The sequence below is a fragment of the Corallococcus aberystwythensis genome (assembly GCF_003612165.1).
Classification (GTDB): Bacteria; Myxococcota; Myxococcia; order Myxococcales; family Myxococcaceae; genus Corallococcus; species Corallococcus aberystwythensis.
Genome location: NZ_RAWK01000077.1, coordinates 18,062 through 35,368 on the forward strand (window position 1 = coordinate 18,062; position 17,307 = coordinate 35,368).

Below are 17,307 nucleotides of genomic sequence, written 5' to 3' on the forward strand. Positions count from 1 at the left end.
GATTGCCGGACCGGTTCCCGCAGCCTGGCTGGAGCAGCCCGCCCCCAGCCGCGTTCTCCCAACTGGTCCGACTGTCGGACCACTTTCGGCGGCTTGGCTGGAGCGGCAGCGCCCCAGCCTCGGTCCTCCAACTGGTCCGACTGTCGGACCAGTTCCCGCGCCCCGGCTGGAACAGCCCTTCCCTGCCGCCGTTCCCCAACTGGTCCGACTGTCGGACCAATTCGCGCGCTTCGGGTGGAGCAGCCCTTCCCCCGCCACCGTTCCCCAACTGGTCCGACTGTCGGACCAGTTCGTGCGCTTCGCCGCCGCCGGGGAGCCGCCATCGGGTTCTCACCTTCTCAACACCGGGGACGGAGTTCATGTCCGCAGGTTCAGGGACGGGTTCCCATGCCCGCCGCGTCCGGCGCCGCACCTCCGGTGGGAGCCTGCCGTGCGCCTCTGAAGTACCCGTACTTCGCCATCAGCGGCCACGCGAGCGCCACGGTGAGCGCCTTCGCCCCGGACGCCAGCTCCCCCTTCCATGCGTCGTCCTCGCCGCGCAGGAGCGTGGGGCCGCTGCGGAAACGGTCCGGGTTGCCGGTGACGGTGTGGTTCTTCCCCAACACCACCGTGCGGCCCTTCACCGGGTTCTGTGCGCGCGGCACGCCCACCAGGTCCAGCACCGTGTCCACGGCGCGATCCGGCGCGGCGATGAAGTCCTCGTAGCGCAGGAAGAGCGACTGGTTGGGGAACCTCCGCGTCACCTCTTCCGATGCGGCGTTGAAGCCCAGCCAGTACGCCGTGCTGCGCGCGGCGGACATGGGGACGACGTACTGCTTCGTCTTCGTCCACGAGTGCGTCACCGCGCGCGGGTCCCGCACCAGGTGCAGGTACAGCGGCCGGATGCCCTCCACGCGCGGGAGGAGCGCTGCCTCGGACGGGAACTTCCCGCTGTCCACCAGCACCGTGCTCCCCGTGGCCCTCGCGATGGTGCGGTACGTGCGCGCGAGAAAGTCCGCGTGTGCCTGGAGCGCCCGCGAATCCGCGGCCTCGTCCAGCACGCGCAGCGTGTGCCGGGTGCGCACGGCCGCCTGCTGCCGGAGCACCACCTCCGCAGCGTGCGCGCGGGGTGACAGGCCCGCCGGAACGTCGGAGGTCAGCACCGTGTTCCAGATGCCGCACTCCAACAACTGCTGGCCGCAGCCGCACAGCGTGTTGGAGCCGTTCCCGTACGCGTTCTTCCAGAGGAAGCTCAGCTCCCCCACGTGGAAGAAGCCCGGCACCTCGTTGAGGACGTTGCCCAGGATGGTGCTGCCGCTGCGGCACCAGCCGGTGATGTAGAGGACCGTGAGCTGCGCGGCCTCGGCCTTCGCGCTCGCGGTGGCCATCAGGTGAGCGACGCCACGAAGAAGTGGGTGGGCAGGTGCACCGCGAGCGTCGTGTAGACCTCGCCGTAGGCCGCCAGTCCCTCGCGCGGGAAGATGCCCGGCGGCGGCTCCGCGAACCGGATGACGGACCGCTGGCTGTCATACAGCGTCGCCGCGGCGGTGAAGTCCCCCACGATGATGGTGCCCGGGTTCACCATGCGCGTGCGGCACAGCCGGATGCCCATGGCCGCCAGGTCCGACAAGAGCGACTGCTGGCCCACCAGGTGCTCGTAGAAGTCCAACGAGTTGATGACGATGCCGTCCGCGGACCCGCCCATCTGCTCCACCTGCGCGCAGGCGTTGAGCAGCGAGGCCACTGCGTTCTTCTTCGCCGGCAGCCGCACGATGCCCGGCGTGTGCAGCAGGCCCCGCACACCGTCCCCGCCCTTGCCGATGCACAGCGCCTGGTTCTCCGCCGTGTTCAGCCGCACCAGCAGCCGGAAGTCGATGAACTGCGCCAGCGACTGCGGGTCCTCCAGCAGGTTGCGCGGCACCTGAATCCACGCGCGCGTGGGCTTGAGCGCCTGCGTGTCCTGGTGGAACTCGAAGCCCGCCTCCGGGCGCAGCTCCAGGTCCTGCACCGGTCCGGTGGGCTTCACCTGCGCGTGCGTTTCGTACCAGAAGGGCACAAGGTCGCGCTCCGCCTTGGCCGTCTTGAACATGCCGCGCACCGCGATGCGCGGACGGCGCTTGAAGCCGGGGAACGCGTCCACGATGGACGTGTCGTAGTTCACCTGCGCCTGCGGGCCATGCTTCTGGACCGCGGCCGCGAACACCTCGCCGGGGGACTTCGTGCTCAAGCTCATGGCGTGAGGCTCCTTGGAGTCAATGCTGTCTAGAGCGGATGCAGGCCCCGGAAGCCCAGGCCTTCGGTTTCCGGGCGGCCCAGCATCAGGTTCAACGCATGCACCGCCGTGCCGGCGGCGCCCTTCACCAGGTTGTCGATGGCGGCGTTCACCACGATGCGGCCCCGCTCCGCGTCCACGTCCACCGCCAGGTCACAGTGGTTCGTACCCAGCAGCGGCCCGGGCTCCGGGAACGGCGACAGGGACGCGCTGGGGCGCAGGAGCCGCACGAAGGGCTTCTCGCGGTAGCGCGTGGCGATGGCGCGCACCACCTCCGCCTCCTCCACCGGCCGCGCCGCGAAGGCGTGCACCGTCGCCAGGATGCCGCGCACGCCCGGCACCGCCGTGGCGCTGAAGTGGATGGTGGGCTCAAGCCCGGTGACTCGCGCCACCACGCCCTCCAGCTCCCCTGTGTGCCGGTGGCCTACCGGCTTGTAGCAGCGCAGCGCGTTCGCGCGCTCCGGATGGTGCGAGGAGCGGTCCGGCGTCGAGCCGCCTCCAGACGAGCCCGTCTTCGCGTCCACCACCAGCACGTCCGGGCGCGCGAGGCCCGCGTGCAGCAGCGGCAGCAGCGCCAGGAGCCCCGCGTGCGCCATGCAGCCGGGGATCGCGACGTGGCGCGCGTTCGCCAGCGCGTCGCCCATCCACTCCGGCAGTCCGTAGACGAACGCGGGCACGTCGTCCGGGCGCGGGTGCTTGCCGTACCAGCGCGCGTGCCCCGCGGCGTCCAGGCGGAAGTCCGCGCTCAGGTCCACCACGCGCTCCGCCAGCCGGGACACCTTGGACCAGCGCTGGATGAGCTCCCCCGGAGGCAGGCAGCTCACCAGCACGTCGCAGGACTCCAGCGCGTCGTGCGGCGTGTAGCGCAGCGCCGCCGCGCCGCGCAGGTGCGGGTGAGGGAAGTCCAGGCGCTTGCCGGCGAACTGGCCGGAGGTGGCCTGCACCACCTCCACGGCCGGGTGCGCGAGCAACAGGCGCAAGACCTCGCCGCCGGTGTAGCCCGCGGCTCCCAGCACCGCCACGCGCACGCTCATCGCCGCGCTCCGCCAGCTCCGCCGGCTCCGCCGGCTCCGGAGACGATGTACTCCGCGATGAGGTCCGGCAGCGGGACGCCCGTCTCGTCGATGCTCCGCGCGAACTCCACGCAGTGGTTGATTTCGTTGACGTAGATGTCGCCGCCGCGCGTCTCCAGCAGGTCCACCGCCACCATGTCCCCGCCCACCGCCTCCGCCGCGGCCTCCGCCAGCTTCGCGTGCACCACCGGCACTTCGTAGCGCTCCGGCACGGCGCCGCGCGCGGTGTTGGTGATCCAGTGCTCGGAGCGCCTCCGCAGGCCGCCCACCGCGCGGCCGATGACGTAGACGCGCAGGTCGTAGCCCGGCTTGTCCACGTACTCCTGCACCAGCGCCACGTGGTCCTGCGCGCCGCCGGTGCCAAAGCGCGTGGACAGCACGCCCTCGGCCGCGGTGCGCGAATCCAACCGGGCCACCATCCGGCCCCAGCTCCCCAGCACGGGCTTGGTCACCACCGGGTAGCCCTTCGCATCAATCGCGTCCAGGCACGCGTCCTCGTCAAAGGCCACGAACGCCCACGGCATGGGCACGCCCTTCGCGGCCAGCGCCGCGCTGGTGAGCGCCTTGTCGCCGCACAGGGAGATGGTCCGCGCGCTGTTGAGCACGCGCAGCCCCTTCATCTCCAGGAACGTGGCCAGGTAGCGCGCACGCGTGAAGGACATGCTGCGCATCAACACGGTGTCGGCCTCGGTGTCGCGCTGTCGGTCCATCGACAGCACCATCCCGGAGTCCTGCACCAGGTTGACGGCGCAGTCGCGCCTGCGCAGCGCTTCGAGGAGGAGCTTCTCCTCCGTGCGGACGCGCGTATAGACGAGGTCGACCTTGCGCATGGCGCGAGGCTACTCCCCCCAGTCTTCCTCGACCTCGGGTGCTTCCTCGAGCCGCAGGGGGTTGATGCCCACCACCTCCAGCTCGGCGGAACAGCCGTCACAGGAGAGCACCTCACCCACCACCCGGTTCCCGCCCGGCACCTGCTGTGCACACAGCGGGCACTGGTTCGGCGTCACGGACTCCGTCATCGGGTTCTGGACCTGCATGTCAGTCCCTCCTCGTTTCGGATCCCACGGCAAACACCGGGGTTCTTGGGAGCACTCCCAGGATGCGCTCGGCCACCTGCCCGCCCTCCAACCCATGGCCCTTGAGCAAGGCTTCATGCGAACCCGCGCGCGAGTCGTACCGGTCCTGAAGACCCACGCGCAGCACGCGCCGCTGGAGGTCCAGCGTGCACACCGTTTCGCACACCGCGCTGCCCAGGCCGCCCAGCACGTTGTGCTCCTCCACCGTGACCAGCAGCCGCGTGCGCGACGCCGTCTCGCGGACCGCCTCTTCGTCCAGCGGCTTCAGCGTGTGCACGTTGAGCACGCGCGCGGAGACGCCCTGCGCCTCCAGCAGCTTCGCCGCGTCCAGCGCCACGGACACGCCCACCTCGCCGTGCGCCAGGAGTCCCACGTCGTCGCCCTCGCGCAACAGCGCGGCGCGGCCCAGCTCGAACGGCGGGCGCGGAACGTCCAGCCGGGTGACGCGGTTGCGGCCCAGCCGCAGGTACACCGGCCCGTCGTACGCCAGCATCGCGCGCGTGGCGTGCACCGTCTCCAGGCCGTCCGCGGGCGACACCACCGTGAGGTTGGGCATCGCGCGCAGCACGGCCAGGTCTTCAATCGCGTGGTGCGTGGGGCCAAAGAACGCGCCCGCAACGCCGCCGTAGTCACACACCAGCTTCACGTTGGCGCGCGCATAGGCCAGGTTCAGCCGCACCTGTTCGCACGCGCGCATCACGCCAAACGCCGCGAAGCTGTGCGCGATGACGGTGTGCCCGCCGTGCGCCAGGCCACACGCCATGTCCAGCATGGTGGCCTCGCAGATGCCCAGGTTGAAGTAGCGCTGGGGGTGGCGGGCCTCGAAAGGGTCGCCTCCGCCGCCCAGGTCCGCCTCCAGGAAGAGGACTCGCGCGTCGTCTTGCGCGAACCGCGCCGCCGCGTGGCGGAACACCAGACGCGAGGACAGCTCCGGGTGCGCGGCGAGCCACGCCTCCGGCGCCTGGGCCAGGTCCACCGCCGGGGCAAGCGACGCGCTCACTGGCCGTCCTCCCCCAGCGACGCGAGCGCCCGGCGCAGGTGCTCCTGAGTGAACACCGCGTAGTGCGGCCCCTTGCCCTTGAGCATCGGCACGCCGGCGCCCTTGCGCGTCCGGGCGACGATGGCGCGCGGACGGCCGCCCACGACGGGCGCTTCCAGCGCGGCGCAGAGCGCGGGCAGGTCGTGGCCGTCCACCTCCAACGACTGGAAGCCGAACGCCTCCAGCCGCTGCACCAGCGCCTCCTGCGACAGGATGGCTTCGGTGGGCCCGTCGTTCTGACCGCCGTTGCGGTCGATGATCAGCGTCAGGCCCGTGAGCTTGCGGTGGGACGCCACCTGGAGCGCTTCCCAGTTGGAGCCCTCGCCCATCTCCCCGTCGCCACAGATGACGAAGGTGCGGTTGTGCTCCCCGCGCAGCGCATGGCCCAGCGTCAGCCCCACGCCCAGCCCCAGCCCGTGGCCCAGGCTGCCGGTGGCGAACTCCACGCCCGGCACCGCCGCGTTCACGTGCCCGGTGAAGATGCTGCCGTCCGCGTTGTACTCGCGCACCAGCGTCTCCACGTCCACGAAGCCGAACTCCGCCAGCGCCGCGTAGAGCCCCGCCGCCGCGTGTCCCTTGGACAGGATGAGGTGGTCGCGCTCCGGCGCCTTCGGTGCGCGCGGATCCACGCGCATCACCCAGCCCAGCAGCGCCACCAGGATCTCCACCATCGACAGCGAGCCACCCAGGTGACAGCCCGACGGCGTCGCCGCCAGCCGCACGATGGTCTGACGGATGCGCTTCGCCCGCTTTGGCAGCAGCGCCAGGCCCGCGTCCGACGCGGCCCCTGAAGGCCCGTCCCCGGTGCGAGCAGGCGCCACCGGTCCGCCGGAGGCCGTGGGTTCATCTGGCGTCCGCGCATCGCGCGACAGCCCGGGGGTCGTTGGATTCGCCGAGAAAGTCATGCCCGTAGCGTCGCTGTCACAGCCCCGGATTCCAGCTGTTGTGAGACACCCTAGGAAATCGCATCATGCGCCGTCAACGCGGATTTTCTTAAGATATAGATGTACGAGAAAAAACCGTCTTGCTCGGTAATCACGCGTTTTTACATGCGCGGCTCGCTCGGCATTCCCAGGCTTCGGGACACTCGGAGGAGACCTTCAAATGGGGCAGCGTTTCCATAACGCAGCGGCATTGGAGAAGGGCGCGGAGTACCGGCGGAAGGGTTGGTGGCGCGACACCACGGTGGTTGACGATCTGCGTCGCTGCGTTCAGGCGCATCCGGACAAGACCGCGATCATCGCCGCACGGTACTTTTCCAAGGACATCACGCGGCTGACGTACGCGGAGCTGGCGCGGTACATGGACCGGTTCGCGCTGGGCCTGCGCGAGCTGGGCGTGGGACGCGAGGACATCGTCGCGGTGCAGCTGCCCAACGGCTGGCACTTCACGGCGCTGGCGCTGGCGTGCGCGCGGCTGGGAGCGGTCATCGCGCCCATTCCTCCGGACTACCGGCGGCGCGAGGTGGAGTTCATCCTGGGGCGCACGGAGGCGTCCGTGTACGTGGGGCCCACGTCGTGGACGGGGCACTCACACCGGGACATGGCGCGGGACATCGCGGCGGTGCTTCCGTCCCTGCGCCACCGGGTGCTGCTGGGCAGCAACGCCGACCTCCAGGCGGGCGAGCAGGACTTCGAGCGCCACTTCATCGAGCGCGAGTGGGAGAAGGAAGCCTCGCTGGAGGGCGTGGCCCCCGCGGCCCCGGACGACGTCTGCAACATCCTCTACACGTCCGGCACCACGGGTGAGCCGAAGGGCGTGGTGCATTCCCACAACACGAACTACGGCATCACGCGCGCGCTCTGCGACACGCTGGGCATCGACGGGACGGACGTGGTGGCGCTGCCGTCGCTGCTGACGGCGTCCACGGGGTTCACGTACTCGTACCTGATGCCCATGCTGCTGGGGGCCACGGCCATCTACATGGACGTGGGCGACCCGGAGCTGACGCTCAAGCTCTTCGAGGAGCACGGCGTCACGTTCACGTACGGCATCCCCACGTACCTGATGAACCTCATCGCGTTGCAGAAGAAGCGCCAGCGCGACACCTCCTCGCTCCGGCAGCTGGCCACGGGCTCCATCCCGGTGCCGCCACACCTCATCGCGGCGGTGCGCGAGGTGTTCGGCGTGCGGCTGCACACGCTGTGGGGCATGACGGAGAACGGCGCGGTCACCATCACGCGGCATGAAGACCCGCCGGACTGGCCCAGCCAGAGCGACGGGCGCGCGGTGGCGTGGATGGAGACAAGGATTGTCCCCGCGCTCGCGGAGGACGGCACGCCGTATCCGGACGGGACGGGGCGGCTGCTGGTGCGCGGCGCCAGCCAGTGCCTCACCTACTTCAAGCGCGACGACGTGTACGCGGCGGCGGTGGACGCGGAGGGCTGGTTCGACACGGGCGACCTGGCGCGCGACGACGGCCGGGGCGGCATCCGCATCGTGGGGCGGCTCAAGGACGTCATCTTCCGGTACGGGTACAAGATCCCCGTGGTGGAGGTGGAGTCCGCGCTCTACTCGCACCCGAAGGTGAAGGAGGTCGCCGTCGTCGCGCACTCGGACGACAAGATTGGCGGCGAGCGCGTCTGCGCGGTGGTGGTGGTGCGTGAGGGTGAAGCGCCGCCGACGCTCAATGAACTGCGTGACCACCTCAAGCAGCAGGGCATGTCCAACCAGTACTGGCCGGACCGGTTGGACCTCATCGACGAGATGCCCAAGACGGCCACCGGCAAGGTGCGCAAGTACCTGCTGCGCGACCGGCTGAAGCCCGCGTGAGCGGGAGGGAGGAACGGCCTTGAATCAGAGCCCTGAAGAAGCCTCCAGCGGCACGGACACGGAAGCCAGGCTCGCGGCGTGGTGGAAGGAGCTGCTGGGCGTGGAGGTCGTGCGCCCGGAGGACCACTTCCTGGAGATTGGCGGCAACTCCCTGATGGCCACGGTCCTGTCCAACCGCATCGAGAGCGAGCTGGGCGTGGAGGTGTCCATGGCGGAGCTGTTCAACACGCTCCGCGCCGTGGCCACGCTGTGCGACGAGCTGCGCCAGGAGCAAGCCGTTTGACCCACGCCGCCCTCTCAAGGGCGGCCTCTCCTTCCCCCGGAGCGCGACATGACGACCGAGCACCCCGGCTCCCCTTCCGCCCACGCGCCGAAGTCCCCGGCGAGGTCCCGTCGCCGCGCGCCCCCGGTGGTGCCCGTCCCCCGCGACGCCCTGCTGCCGCTCTCCTTCGGGCAGCAGCGGATGTGGTTCATCGAGCAGCTCACGCCCGGGAGCATCTCCTACAACGTCCCGTACTTCGCGAGGCTCACCGGAGCGCTGGACATCCGCGCGCTGGAGCGGGCCCTGGCCGTGCTGGTGGAGCGGCACGAAGCGCTGCGCACCACCTTCGCCGTGGTGGACGGACAGCCGGTGCAGCGCATCGCCCCGTCGCTGTCCCTGACGCTGCACGTGGAGTCGTTGGAGGCGCTGCCCGCGTCCGAGCGGGAGCAGACCCTGCGGCGGATGGCGGAGGCGGAGGCGCGCGAGCCCTTCCACCTGGGCGCGGGGCCGCTGGTGCGCGTGCGGCTGTTGCGGCTGGGGGAAGCGGAGCACGTGCTGCTCCTGATGCTGCATCACATCAGCTGCGATGGCTGGTCGCTCACGGTGATGGAGCGGGAGCTCCAGGCGCTCTACGCGGCCTTCCGCGCCGGCACGACGCCCACCCTGCCCGCGCTGCCGGTGCAGTACGCGGACCATGCGGTGTGGCAGCGGCAGTGGCTCCAGGGCGAGCACCTCCAGCAGCAGCTGGAGTGGTGGCGGGGACAGCTGTCGGGAGCACCCGCCACGCTGGAGCTGCCCACGGACCGGCCCCGTCCCGCCGCGCAGTCCACGCGGGGCGCGGTGTACCGCCACGCGCTTCCTCCGGAGTTGGGGAAGGCGCTGGAGGCGCTGTGCCGTCAACAAGGCGTCACGCTGTTCATGGCGCTGCTGGGCGGCATGCACCTGCTGCTCTCACGGTTGAGCGGCCAGGACGACGTCGTCATCGGCTCGCCCATCTCCGGCCGCACGCGCCAGGAGGTGGAGCCGCTCATCGGCTTCTTCATCAACACGCTGCCCCTGCGCGTGCAGGGTGAGGGTTCGCTCGGCTTCGGGGAGATGCTGCGCCGCGTGCGCAAGACGTGCCTGGACGCGTACGCGCACCAGGAGGTGCCCTTCGAACAGCTGGTGGACGCGCTCCAGCCCGAGCGCGACCTGAGCCGCCCGCCGCTGTTCCAGGTGTTCTTCACGCTCCAGCACTCGGCCGTGCCCGCGCTGGAGCTGGAGGGGCTGAAGACGTCCGAGCTGGACTTCGAGCCGGGCGTGGCGCGCATGGACCTCACCGTCTTCCTGCGCGAGACGCCGGAAGGGCTCGTGGGGCTCTGGGAGTACAGCACCGACCTCTTCGACGCGGCCACGGTGGCGCGCTTCGCGGAGCACTACACGCGCTTGCTGGAGGCCGCGGTCGCGGAGCCGGAGCGGCCCGTGGCCACGCTGCCGTTGCTCACCGAGATGGAGCGGCGGCGTCTGCTCGACCTGGGCACGGGGGCCGCGGTCCCCTATCCGCGCGACGCGTCCCTGCCCGCCCTCTTCGCGGAGCAGGCCGCGCGCACGCCGGACGCCGTGGCCCTGGAGGCCGGAGGTCAGCGGCTCACGTACGCGGAGGTGGAGGCACGCGCCAACCAGCTCGCGCACCACCTGCGTGGGCAGGGCGTGCGCCTGGGGATGCGGGTGGGCCTGTGCGCGGGCCGGTCGCTGGAGATGGTCGTGGCGACGCTCGCCATCCTCAAGGCAGGGGGCGCTTACGTCCCGTTGGATCCGGGCTACCCCCCCGAGCGCCTGGAGTTCATGGCACATGATGCCCGCATCGCCGTGCTCCTGGTGGAGGCGGGACGCGAGTCCGCGCTGCAAGGCCTGGCCGCCCGGGTCGTGGTGCTCGACCCATCGTGGCGCCCCTTCGTACGCCAGCCGGTGGTCGCACCGGACGTGGGCATCCCCGCCGAATCACTGGCGTACGTCATGTACACGTCCGGGAGCACCGGGCGGCCCAAGGGCGTGGGCGTTCCGCACCGGGCCGTGACGCGGCTGGTGAAGGGCGTGTCCTATCTCCATGCCGGCCCGGAGGACGTCGTCCTCCAACTGGCCACGACCTCGTTTGATGCCGCGACGCTGGAGCTGTGGGGAGCGCTGCTCAACGGCGCGAAGCTGTTCCTGTACCCGCCGGTGACACCGTCACTGGAGGAACTGGAGGCGACGCTGGAGCGCGAGCGCATCAGCGTGCTGTTCCTCACCACGGCGTTCTTCGAACAGATGGCGCTGAACCGGCCCGCGGCGCTCGCACGGGTGGCGCAGGTCCTCACCGGCGGTGACGTCCTGTCACCGGTCGCCGCGCGCAAGCTGCTGGACGCGGGACGCGCGGTCGTCAACGGCTACGGCCCCACGGAGAACACCACCCTATCCACCACCTACCTGGTGAAGCGCGGCCTGGACGCACGCATGCCCGTGCCCATTGGCCGTGCGCTGGAGAACTCGCAGGCACTGGTGCTGGACGCGCGCCTGGAGCCGGTGCCGCCCGGCGTCGTGGGGGAGCTGTACGTGGGAGGTGACGGCCTCGCGTGGGGCTACCTCGACCGGCCAGACCTCACGGCGGAACGCTTCGTGCCCCATCCGTTCAGCAAGGTTCCAGGTGCCCGGCTGTACCGCACGGGTGACCGTGCGCGGTGGCTGCCTTCCGGCGAGCTGGCCTTCATGGGGCGCGCGGACACACAGGTGAAGCTGCGCGGCTTCCGCATCGAACTGGGAGAGGTTGAAACCGCCCTGCGCCACCTTCCCGGAGTGGAGGACGCCGTGGCGGACGTGCGCGAGTACGCCCCCGGCGACAAGCGGCTGGTAGCCTGGGTGGCCGGCACGAACGTGGACGTGAACGCGCTGCGCCCGCGCCTGTCCTCCCGGTTGCCGGCGCCGCTGGTCCCCTCCGCCTTCGTGAAGCTGGACCGGCTGCCGCTGACGCCCGTGGGCAAGGTGGACCGCAAGGCGCTCGCGACGCCCGTGGGCGACACGCTCATGGAGGGCGGCTACGTGGCGCCAGTCACCGCGACGGAGACGGCGGTGGCCGAGGTGTGGGCCGCGCTCCTGGGCCGCACGCGCGTGGGCACGCAGGACTCCTTCTTCGAAGCGGGTGGGCATTCGTTGCTCGCCACGCAGGTGATCTCCCGGCTGCGGGAAACGTTCGGGGTGGACCTGTCGGTGCGCGCCTTGTTCGAGGCGCCCACCGTCACCGGCCTCGCCGCGCACATCGATGCGCTGCGGTTGGAGAACAGCCGGATCCGCTCCCTTCCGTTGGTGCCCGGCCCGCGCGACGGGTGGCAGCCCCAGTCGTTCGCGCAGCAGCGGCTGTGGATCATCTCGCAGCTCGACCCGCTGGGGGCGTCCTACAACGTCCCGCTGGTGACGCGCCTGCGCGGCCCCCTGGACGCGCGAGCCCTGGAGGCCAGCCTCGTCGCGGTCCTCGAGCGCCACGCCGTCCTGCGCACCACCTTCGAGACCGTGGACGGCCAGTCGATGCAGCGCATCGGGCCGGCGGGGGACTTCACGCTGCGGCGGGAGGACGTGGACGCGGGCGCGGTCCAGGCGCGGGTGGAGGCGGAGGCCCTCCAGCCGTTCGACCTGCGGCAGGGTCCGGTGGTGCGCGCCCGGCTGCTGCGCGTCGCGGACGACGACCACGTCCTGGTGCTCGTCATCCACCACATCGTCTTCGACGGGTGGTCCATCGACGTGCTCCAGCGGGAACTGGACGCGCTCTACCCCGCGCGGGTGAAGGGCACGGAGGCGCCGTTGTCCGCCCTGCCCCTCCAGTACGTGGACTTCGCGCGCTGGCAGCGCGAGGCCTTCCAGGGCGAGGAATGGGAGGCTCACCTCACCTGGTGGCGTACTCAGCTGGACGGCGTCCCGCACGTGCTGGAGCTGCCCGCCGACAAGCCGCGCCCGGCCGTGCAGAGCTACGCGGGCTCCAGCCTCCAGGTCCCCCTGCCGCCCGGGCTGTCGCGGGCCCTGACCACCCTGGGTCAGCGCGAGGGCGCCACCCTCTTCATGACCCTGCTGGCCGGCTTCCAGGCCCTGCTGTCGCGCTACAGCGGCCAGCCGGACTTCCTCGTCGGCTCGCCCATCTCCGGCCGCAATCGCCGCGAGGTGGAGGGCCTGCTGGGCTTCTTCGTCAACACGCTGGCCCTGCGCGCGGACCTCTCTGGCGCCCCGTCCTTCCAGCAGCTGCTGGGCCGCGTGCGCGAAGCCTGCCTGGGCGCCTTCGCCCATGAGGACGTGCCCTTCGAGCAGCTGGTGGACGCGCTCAAGCCGCCGCGGGATCCGGCCCGTCCCCCGCTGGTCCAGATTCTCTTCGTCCTCCAGCGCGCCGCCGCGCCCCTCTGCCTTCCGGGCCTCCAGGCCGAGGACGTCCCGTTCCGGTCCGGCACCAGCCGCTCCGACCTGATGCTCTTCGTGCGCCAGACCGCGCACGGACTCGTCGCTTATTGGGAGTACAGCACCGCCCTCTTCGAGGAGGCGACGGTCCTGCGGATGGCCGCGCACTACGTCCGGTTGCTGGAGGGCGCGGTCGCCCATCCGGACCGGCCCGTGGCCGCGCTGTCGCTGCTCTCCGAGGAGGAGCGCCGCCAGGTCGTCGTCACCTGGAACGCGGCGAAGGACCCGTCGTTCGCGCCGGGGCTCATGCACCGGTGGGTGGAGGCCCAGGTCGCGCGCACACCGGACGCCATCGCCGTGACGGACGGCGAGTCATCGCTCACGTACGCGCGGCTGGAGGCCCGTGCGAACCAGCTCGCGCACCACCTCATCGCCCTGGGCGTCACTCCCGGCGGCGTCGTGGGCTTGTGCCTGGAGCGGTCCAGCCTGGACATGCCCGTCGCGGTGCTGGCGACGCTCAAGGCAGGAGCCGCCTACGTGCCGCTGGATCCCGCCTATCCGCGCGAGCACCTGGCGATGATGCTGGAGGACACGCGCCCGCCCGTCGTCCTCGCGCATGCGTCCTTCGTGGGCTCGCTGCCCCCGGCGCGCATCGTCACGCTGGAGGAGCAGACCGCCGCGCTGGCCGCGCGACCCGAATCCCCTCCGGCCGTGGAGGTGCCGCCCGAAGCGGGCTGCTACGTCATCTTCACGTCGGGCAGCACCGGACGGCCCAAGGGCATCGCCATGTCCCACCGGGCCCTTGGCAACATGGTGAAGTGGCTCATCCAGCGCGCCGTCCACGCCCAGGCCACCACGCTCCAGTTCGCGTCGCTCAACTTCGACGTCTCCTTCCAGGAGCTCTTCGGCACCTGGTGCCTGGGAGGCCGGCTGCTCCTGTGCTCCAGCGAGCTCCGCCGCGACCCCTCCGCGCTCCTGCGCTACCTGAGCCATCACCGCGTGGAGCGCCTCTTCCTGCCGTTCGTCGCGCTCCAGATGCTCAGCGAGGCGGCGCGCACCGCGCCGGAGCTGCCCCCGCTCAACGAGGTCATCACCGCGGGCGAACAACTCCAGGTGACGCCCGCGCTCGTCGCCCTGTTCGACCGGCTGCCCGGCTGCGTCCTGGAGAACGAATACGGTCCTTCGGAGACCCACGTCGTCACCGCCTGGCGCGCCTCGGGTCCCCCGGCCACCTGGCCCGCGCTGCCGCCCATCGGGGCGCCCCTCCCCAACGCGCAGGCCTACGTCCTGGACACGAGCGGCTCTCCCTGCGCCATCGGCATCCCAGGCGAGCTGTTCATCGGCGGCGAGGCGCTCGCCAGCGGCTACCACCGGCGCCCGGACCTCACCGCCGGGCGCTTCCTGCCGGATCCCTTCAGCGCCACGCCGGGCGCGCGGATGTACCGCACGGGCGACGTGGTGCGCTGGCTGCCGGACGGCACCCTGGAGTTCCGCGGGCGCGCCGACTCGCAGGTGAAGGTGCGCGGATTCCGCGTCGAGCTGGGTGAAGTCGAGGCCGCGCTGCTCGCGCTGCCGCTGGTGAAGGAGGCCGCGGTGACGGTGCGCGAGGAGCCCCCCGGCCCGAAGCGGCTGGTGGGGTACGTGGTGCCGCGTGAAGGGACACCGCTCACGGTGGACGCGCTTCGGGCCGGGTTGCGCCAGTCGCTCGCGGAGCACGCGGTGCCCTCCACCTTCGTGCTGCTGGAGCGCCTGCCGCTCACGCCCAGCGGCAAGGTGGACCGCCGCGCCCTGCCGGCGCCGGAGGCCCACCGCCCCGAGCTGAGCGAGGACTACCGCGCGCCCGAAGCGGGGCTGGAACAGGCGTTGTCCGCCATCTGGTCCCAGGTGCTCCACCTGGACCGGGTGGGCGCGGGCGACAACTTCTTCGACCTGGGAGGCAATTCGCTGCTGCTCCAGTCGGTGCACGCGAAGCTGGAGGCGCTGGTGGGCCGCAAGGTCTCGCTGGTGACGCTCTTCCAGTACCCCACGGTGCGCGCCCTCGCCGCGCACCTGGCGCCACCCCCGGAAGGCCCCACGCAGGTCCCCGCGCCCACGACGCCGCCCCCGGAAGCTGGGGCCCAGCGGCGCGACAACCTGCGGCGCATGGCCCAGCGGCGCGGCCGGCCGCCAGGCTCCGGATGAGCCTCGGGAGAGTCAGGGGATGAGCGCCGCCAGCTTCGCGCCCAGCGCGACGGCGTTCTCGCCGATGAGCATGGAGTTGTGGTCGCCCGGCACCGTCTCCACCCGCACCACCGCGCCCGTCGTCAGCCACTCCAGGCCCAGGTGCTCCGGCAGGGGTTCCACCACGGTGGCGGCGCGGAAGAACTGGACGGTGCCGCCCTCGAAGCGGGGCATCGGGTAGCGGACCAGCGCCTGGATGTTCGCTTCCCACACGCGCATGAAGCGGCGCTCCTGATCCGGATCCATGAAGGGCGCGGCGTGCTCCAAGTCCGCGCCCCCGCCCTTCTCCAGCGCCTTCACGATGTCGGTGGGGCCCGGGCAGTCGAACATCGCGCACAGCGGCACCGCGTGGCCCTCCGCGGTCAGCCAGCGGGCCATCTCGTAGATGACCGCGCCGCCGAAGGACGCGCCCGCGAGGAGGTACGGCCCGCGGGGTTGCAGCGCGCGCAGGCCCTCCAGGTAGGCCGTGGCCATCTCCTCCACCGACGTGTGCACGGGCCCGTCCGGATCCAGGCCCCGGGACTCGAACGCGTAGACGGCGCGGCCCTCGCCCAGGGCCTGCGCCAGCTGGCGGTAGAACACCGAGTGTCCGCCCGCCGCGTGGACGAAGAAGATCGGCGGTCCGCGCGTGCCCTGCTGGAGCGGCACCATGCCAGGAGGCAGCTGGGGCCCCTGCTCTCCGGTGCCCCCCAGCTTCCTCGCCAGCAGCTCCACCGTGGGCGCGGTCAGCATCTCCCGCAGTGGCAGCCGTTTGCCGAAGCGCTCGGACACCATCGCCAGCAGCCGCAGCGCCAGCAGCGAGTCACCGCCCAGGGAGAAGAAGTCGTCGCGGATCCCCACCTCCTCCACGCGGAACAGCTGCTGGAAGCACTCCGCCAGGGCGCGCTCCGTGGCGTCGCGGGGAGGCACGCGTGAGGAGGCTCCCCGCGGCGCGGCTCCCTGCGGCGCGGGGCGGGGCTCACGCGGGGCGCGAGGCGACGCGGCGACGGGGGCCTCCTCCAGGCTGAAGTGCACGCGATCGAAGCTGTACGTGGGCAGGTCCACGCGGCGGCGCTTCTCCCCGTCGCGGAAGCGCTCCCAGTCCACGTCCACGCCCGCGGCCCACGCCTCGCCCAGGGCCTCCAGCGCGCTCACGGCCACACCGTCCTTCGTCGGCAGGGTGGCGAGCACGGGCTGCGTCTTGCGCGCCGGGTGCTGGCGCGCGAGCGCGGTCAGCGTCGTCCCCGGGCCCACTTCGATGAGCGCGCGGTCGCCGGACTCCAGCAGGCACTCCAGCGCGTCGGAGAAGCGCACCGTGTGCCGCAGGTGCCGCACCCAGTACTCCGCGGACGTCGCCTCGCGCTCCTGGAGCCAGCGGCCGGTGAGGCTGGAGACGACGGGCAGCGTGGGAGCGCGCAGCTTCACCTTCGCCACCTCGCGCGCGAAGCCCTCCAGGAACGGCTCCAGCATCACGGAGTGCGCCGCGCGTGCGTAGCGCACCCGCTTGAACTCCACGCCCTCCTGCGTGAGCGCCGCCTCCACGGCCTCCAGCGCGGGCAGCGGCCCGGAGAGGACGCACGTCTGGGGGCCGTTGACGGCGGCCACCGACACGCCGGTCCCCAGCAGCGCCTCCACGCGGGGCACCGGCGCGAGCACCGACACCATCCCGCCCGGAGGCATGGCCTCCATGAGGCGCCCCCGCGCCACCACGAGGCCCAGCGCCTCCTCCAGCGTGAACACACCCGCGAGGCACGCGGCCACGTACTCCCCCAGCGAATGCCCCAGCAGCGCGGCAGGCTTCACGCCCCACGATAGCCAGAGCTGGGCCAGGGCCCAGTCGCACGCGAACAGCGCCGGCTGCGACCACAGCGGCCGGTCCAGCTCCCGGGCCGCGGCCTCCCGCCGGTCCGGGCCCGCGAACAGCACGTCCCGCAGGTCCGCGCCCATGGGCCCGCGAAGCAGTCCGGCGCAGGTGTCCAGCGCCGCGCGGAAGGCGGGCTCATGAAGGAACGACTCGCCCATGTTCACCCGCTGCGCGCCGCCGCCCGGGAAGAGGAACGCCGCGCCGCGCCCCTCTCCCTCGTCGAACACGGTGCGCGACGCGGAACCCGACAGCAGCGCCGCCGCATCCCCGCCCCGGCCCACCACGACGAAGCGGCGCCAGGGGAAGCGCGCCCGGCCCACCTGCAACGTGTGCGCGACGTCCGCCAACGCCTCCTGCGGATCATCACCCGCCCCCGCTC

General features: G+C 71.7%; 11 protein-coding genes. 3 read left to right on the top strand and 8 right to left on the bottom strand.

From position 1 onward, the window contains the following. Positions 1-371: 371 nt before the first annotated feature. From D7W81_RS14735 to D7W81_RS14765, 7 genes are read right to left on the bottom strand one after another with little or no spacing between them, the layout of a single operon-like run. Positions 372-1,367 (bottom strand): sulfotransferase, encoded by a 996-nt coding sequence (locus D7W81_RS14735; RefSeq protein WP_120556005.1) that lies wholly within the window; start codon positions 1,365-1,367, stop codon positions 372-374. Then, the gene (locus D7W81_RS14740) at positions 1,367-2,212 is read right to left on the bottom strand and encodes a family 3 encapsulin nanocompartment shell protein (RefSeq protein WP_120556006.1); all 846 of its coding nucleotides are present in this window, start codon (positions 2,210-2,212) and stop codon (positions 1,367-1,369) included. Before D7W81_RS14740 ends, D7W81_RS14735 begins: the two co-directional genes overlap by 1 nt. A 29-nt stretch (positions 2,213-2,241) precedes the next feature. Continuing rightward, positions 2,242-3,285 (bottom strand): N-acetyl-gamma-glutamyl-phosphate reductase, encoded by a 1,044-nt coding sequence (argC, locus tag D7W81_RS14745; protein ID WP_120556007.1) that lies wholly within the window; start codon positions 3,283-3,285, stop codon positions 2,242-2,244. Continuing rightward, positions 3,282-4,154, bottom strand: a complete 873-nt coding sequence (locus tag D7W81_RS14750) for a RimK family alpha-L-glutamate ligase (protein WP_120556008.1) — start codon at positions 4,152-4,154, stop codon at positions 3,282-3,284. The genes argC and D7W81_RS14750 overlap by 4 nt, the downstream gene beginning before the upstream one ends. A gap of 9 nt (positions 4,155-4,163) precedes the next feature. Next, positions 4,164-4,361 (bottom strand): lysine biosynthesis protein LysW, encoded by a 198-nt coding sequence (gene lysW / locus D7W81_RS14755; RefSeq protein ID WP_208721306.1) that lies wholly within the window; start codon positions 4,359-4,361, stop codon positions 4,164-4,166. A 1-nt stretch (position 4,362) separates the two neighbouring features. Next, a complete protein-coding gene (locus D7W81_RS14760; RefSeq protein ID WP_120556009.1) occupies positions 4,363-5,400 on the bottom strand; it encodes a transketolase family protein in 1,038 nt (345 codons plus the stop codon). Next, complete coding sequence (locus D7W81_RS14765; RefSeq protein WP_120556010.1) at positions 5,397-6,344, bottom strand: thiamine pyrophosphate-binding protein; 948 nt, start codon at positions 6,342-6,344, stop codon at positions 5,397-5,399. The genes D7W81_RS14760 and D7W81_RS14765 overlap by 4 nt, the downstream gene beginning before the upstream one ends. Positions 6,345-6,543: 199 nt before the next feature. Between D7W81_RS14765 and D7W81_RS14770 the strand changes: the two genes are divergently transcribed. From D7W81_RS14770 to D7W81_RS14780, 3 genes are read left to right on the top strand one after another with little or no spacing between them, the layout of a single operon-like run. Beyond that, positions 6,544-8,211: an AMP-binding protein gene (locus D7W81_RS14770; RefSeq protein WP_120556011.1), complete on the top strand. Its 1,668-nt coding sequence runs from the start codon at positions 6,544-6,546 to the stop codon at positions 8,209-8,211. Positions 8,212-8,230: 19 nt separating this feature from the next. Continuing rightward, complete coding sequence (locus D7W81_RS14775; RefSeq protein ID WP_120556012.1) at positions 8,231-8,494, top strand: phosphopantetheine-binding protein; 264 nt, start codon at positions 8,231-8,233, stop codon at positions 8,492-8,494. A gap of 48 nt (positions 8,495-8,542) precedes the next feature. Then, entirely contained in the window at positions 8,543-15,046 is a 6,504-nt protein-coding gene (locus tag D7W81_RS14780) for a non-ribosomal peptide synthetase (RefSeq protein ID WP_120556013.1), read from the top strand. 12 nt (positions 15,047-15,058) lie between these two features. Here the strand turns inward: D7W81_RS14780 and D7W81_RS14785 are convergent. Continuing rightward, positions 15,059-17,307: alpha/beta fold hydrolase (locus D7W81_RS14785; protein WP_120556016.1), on the bottom strand; the 2,249-nt coding region annotated here is incomplete at its 5' end.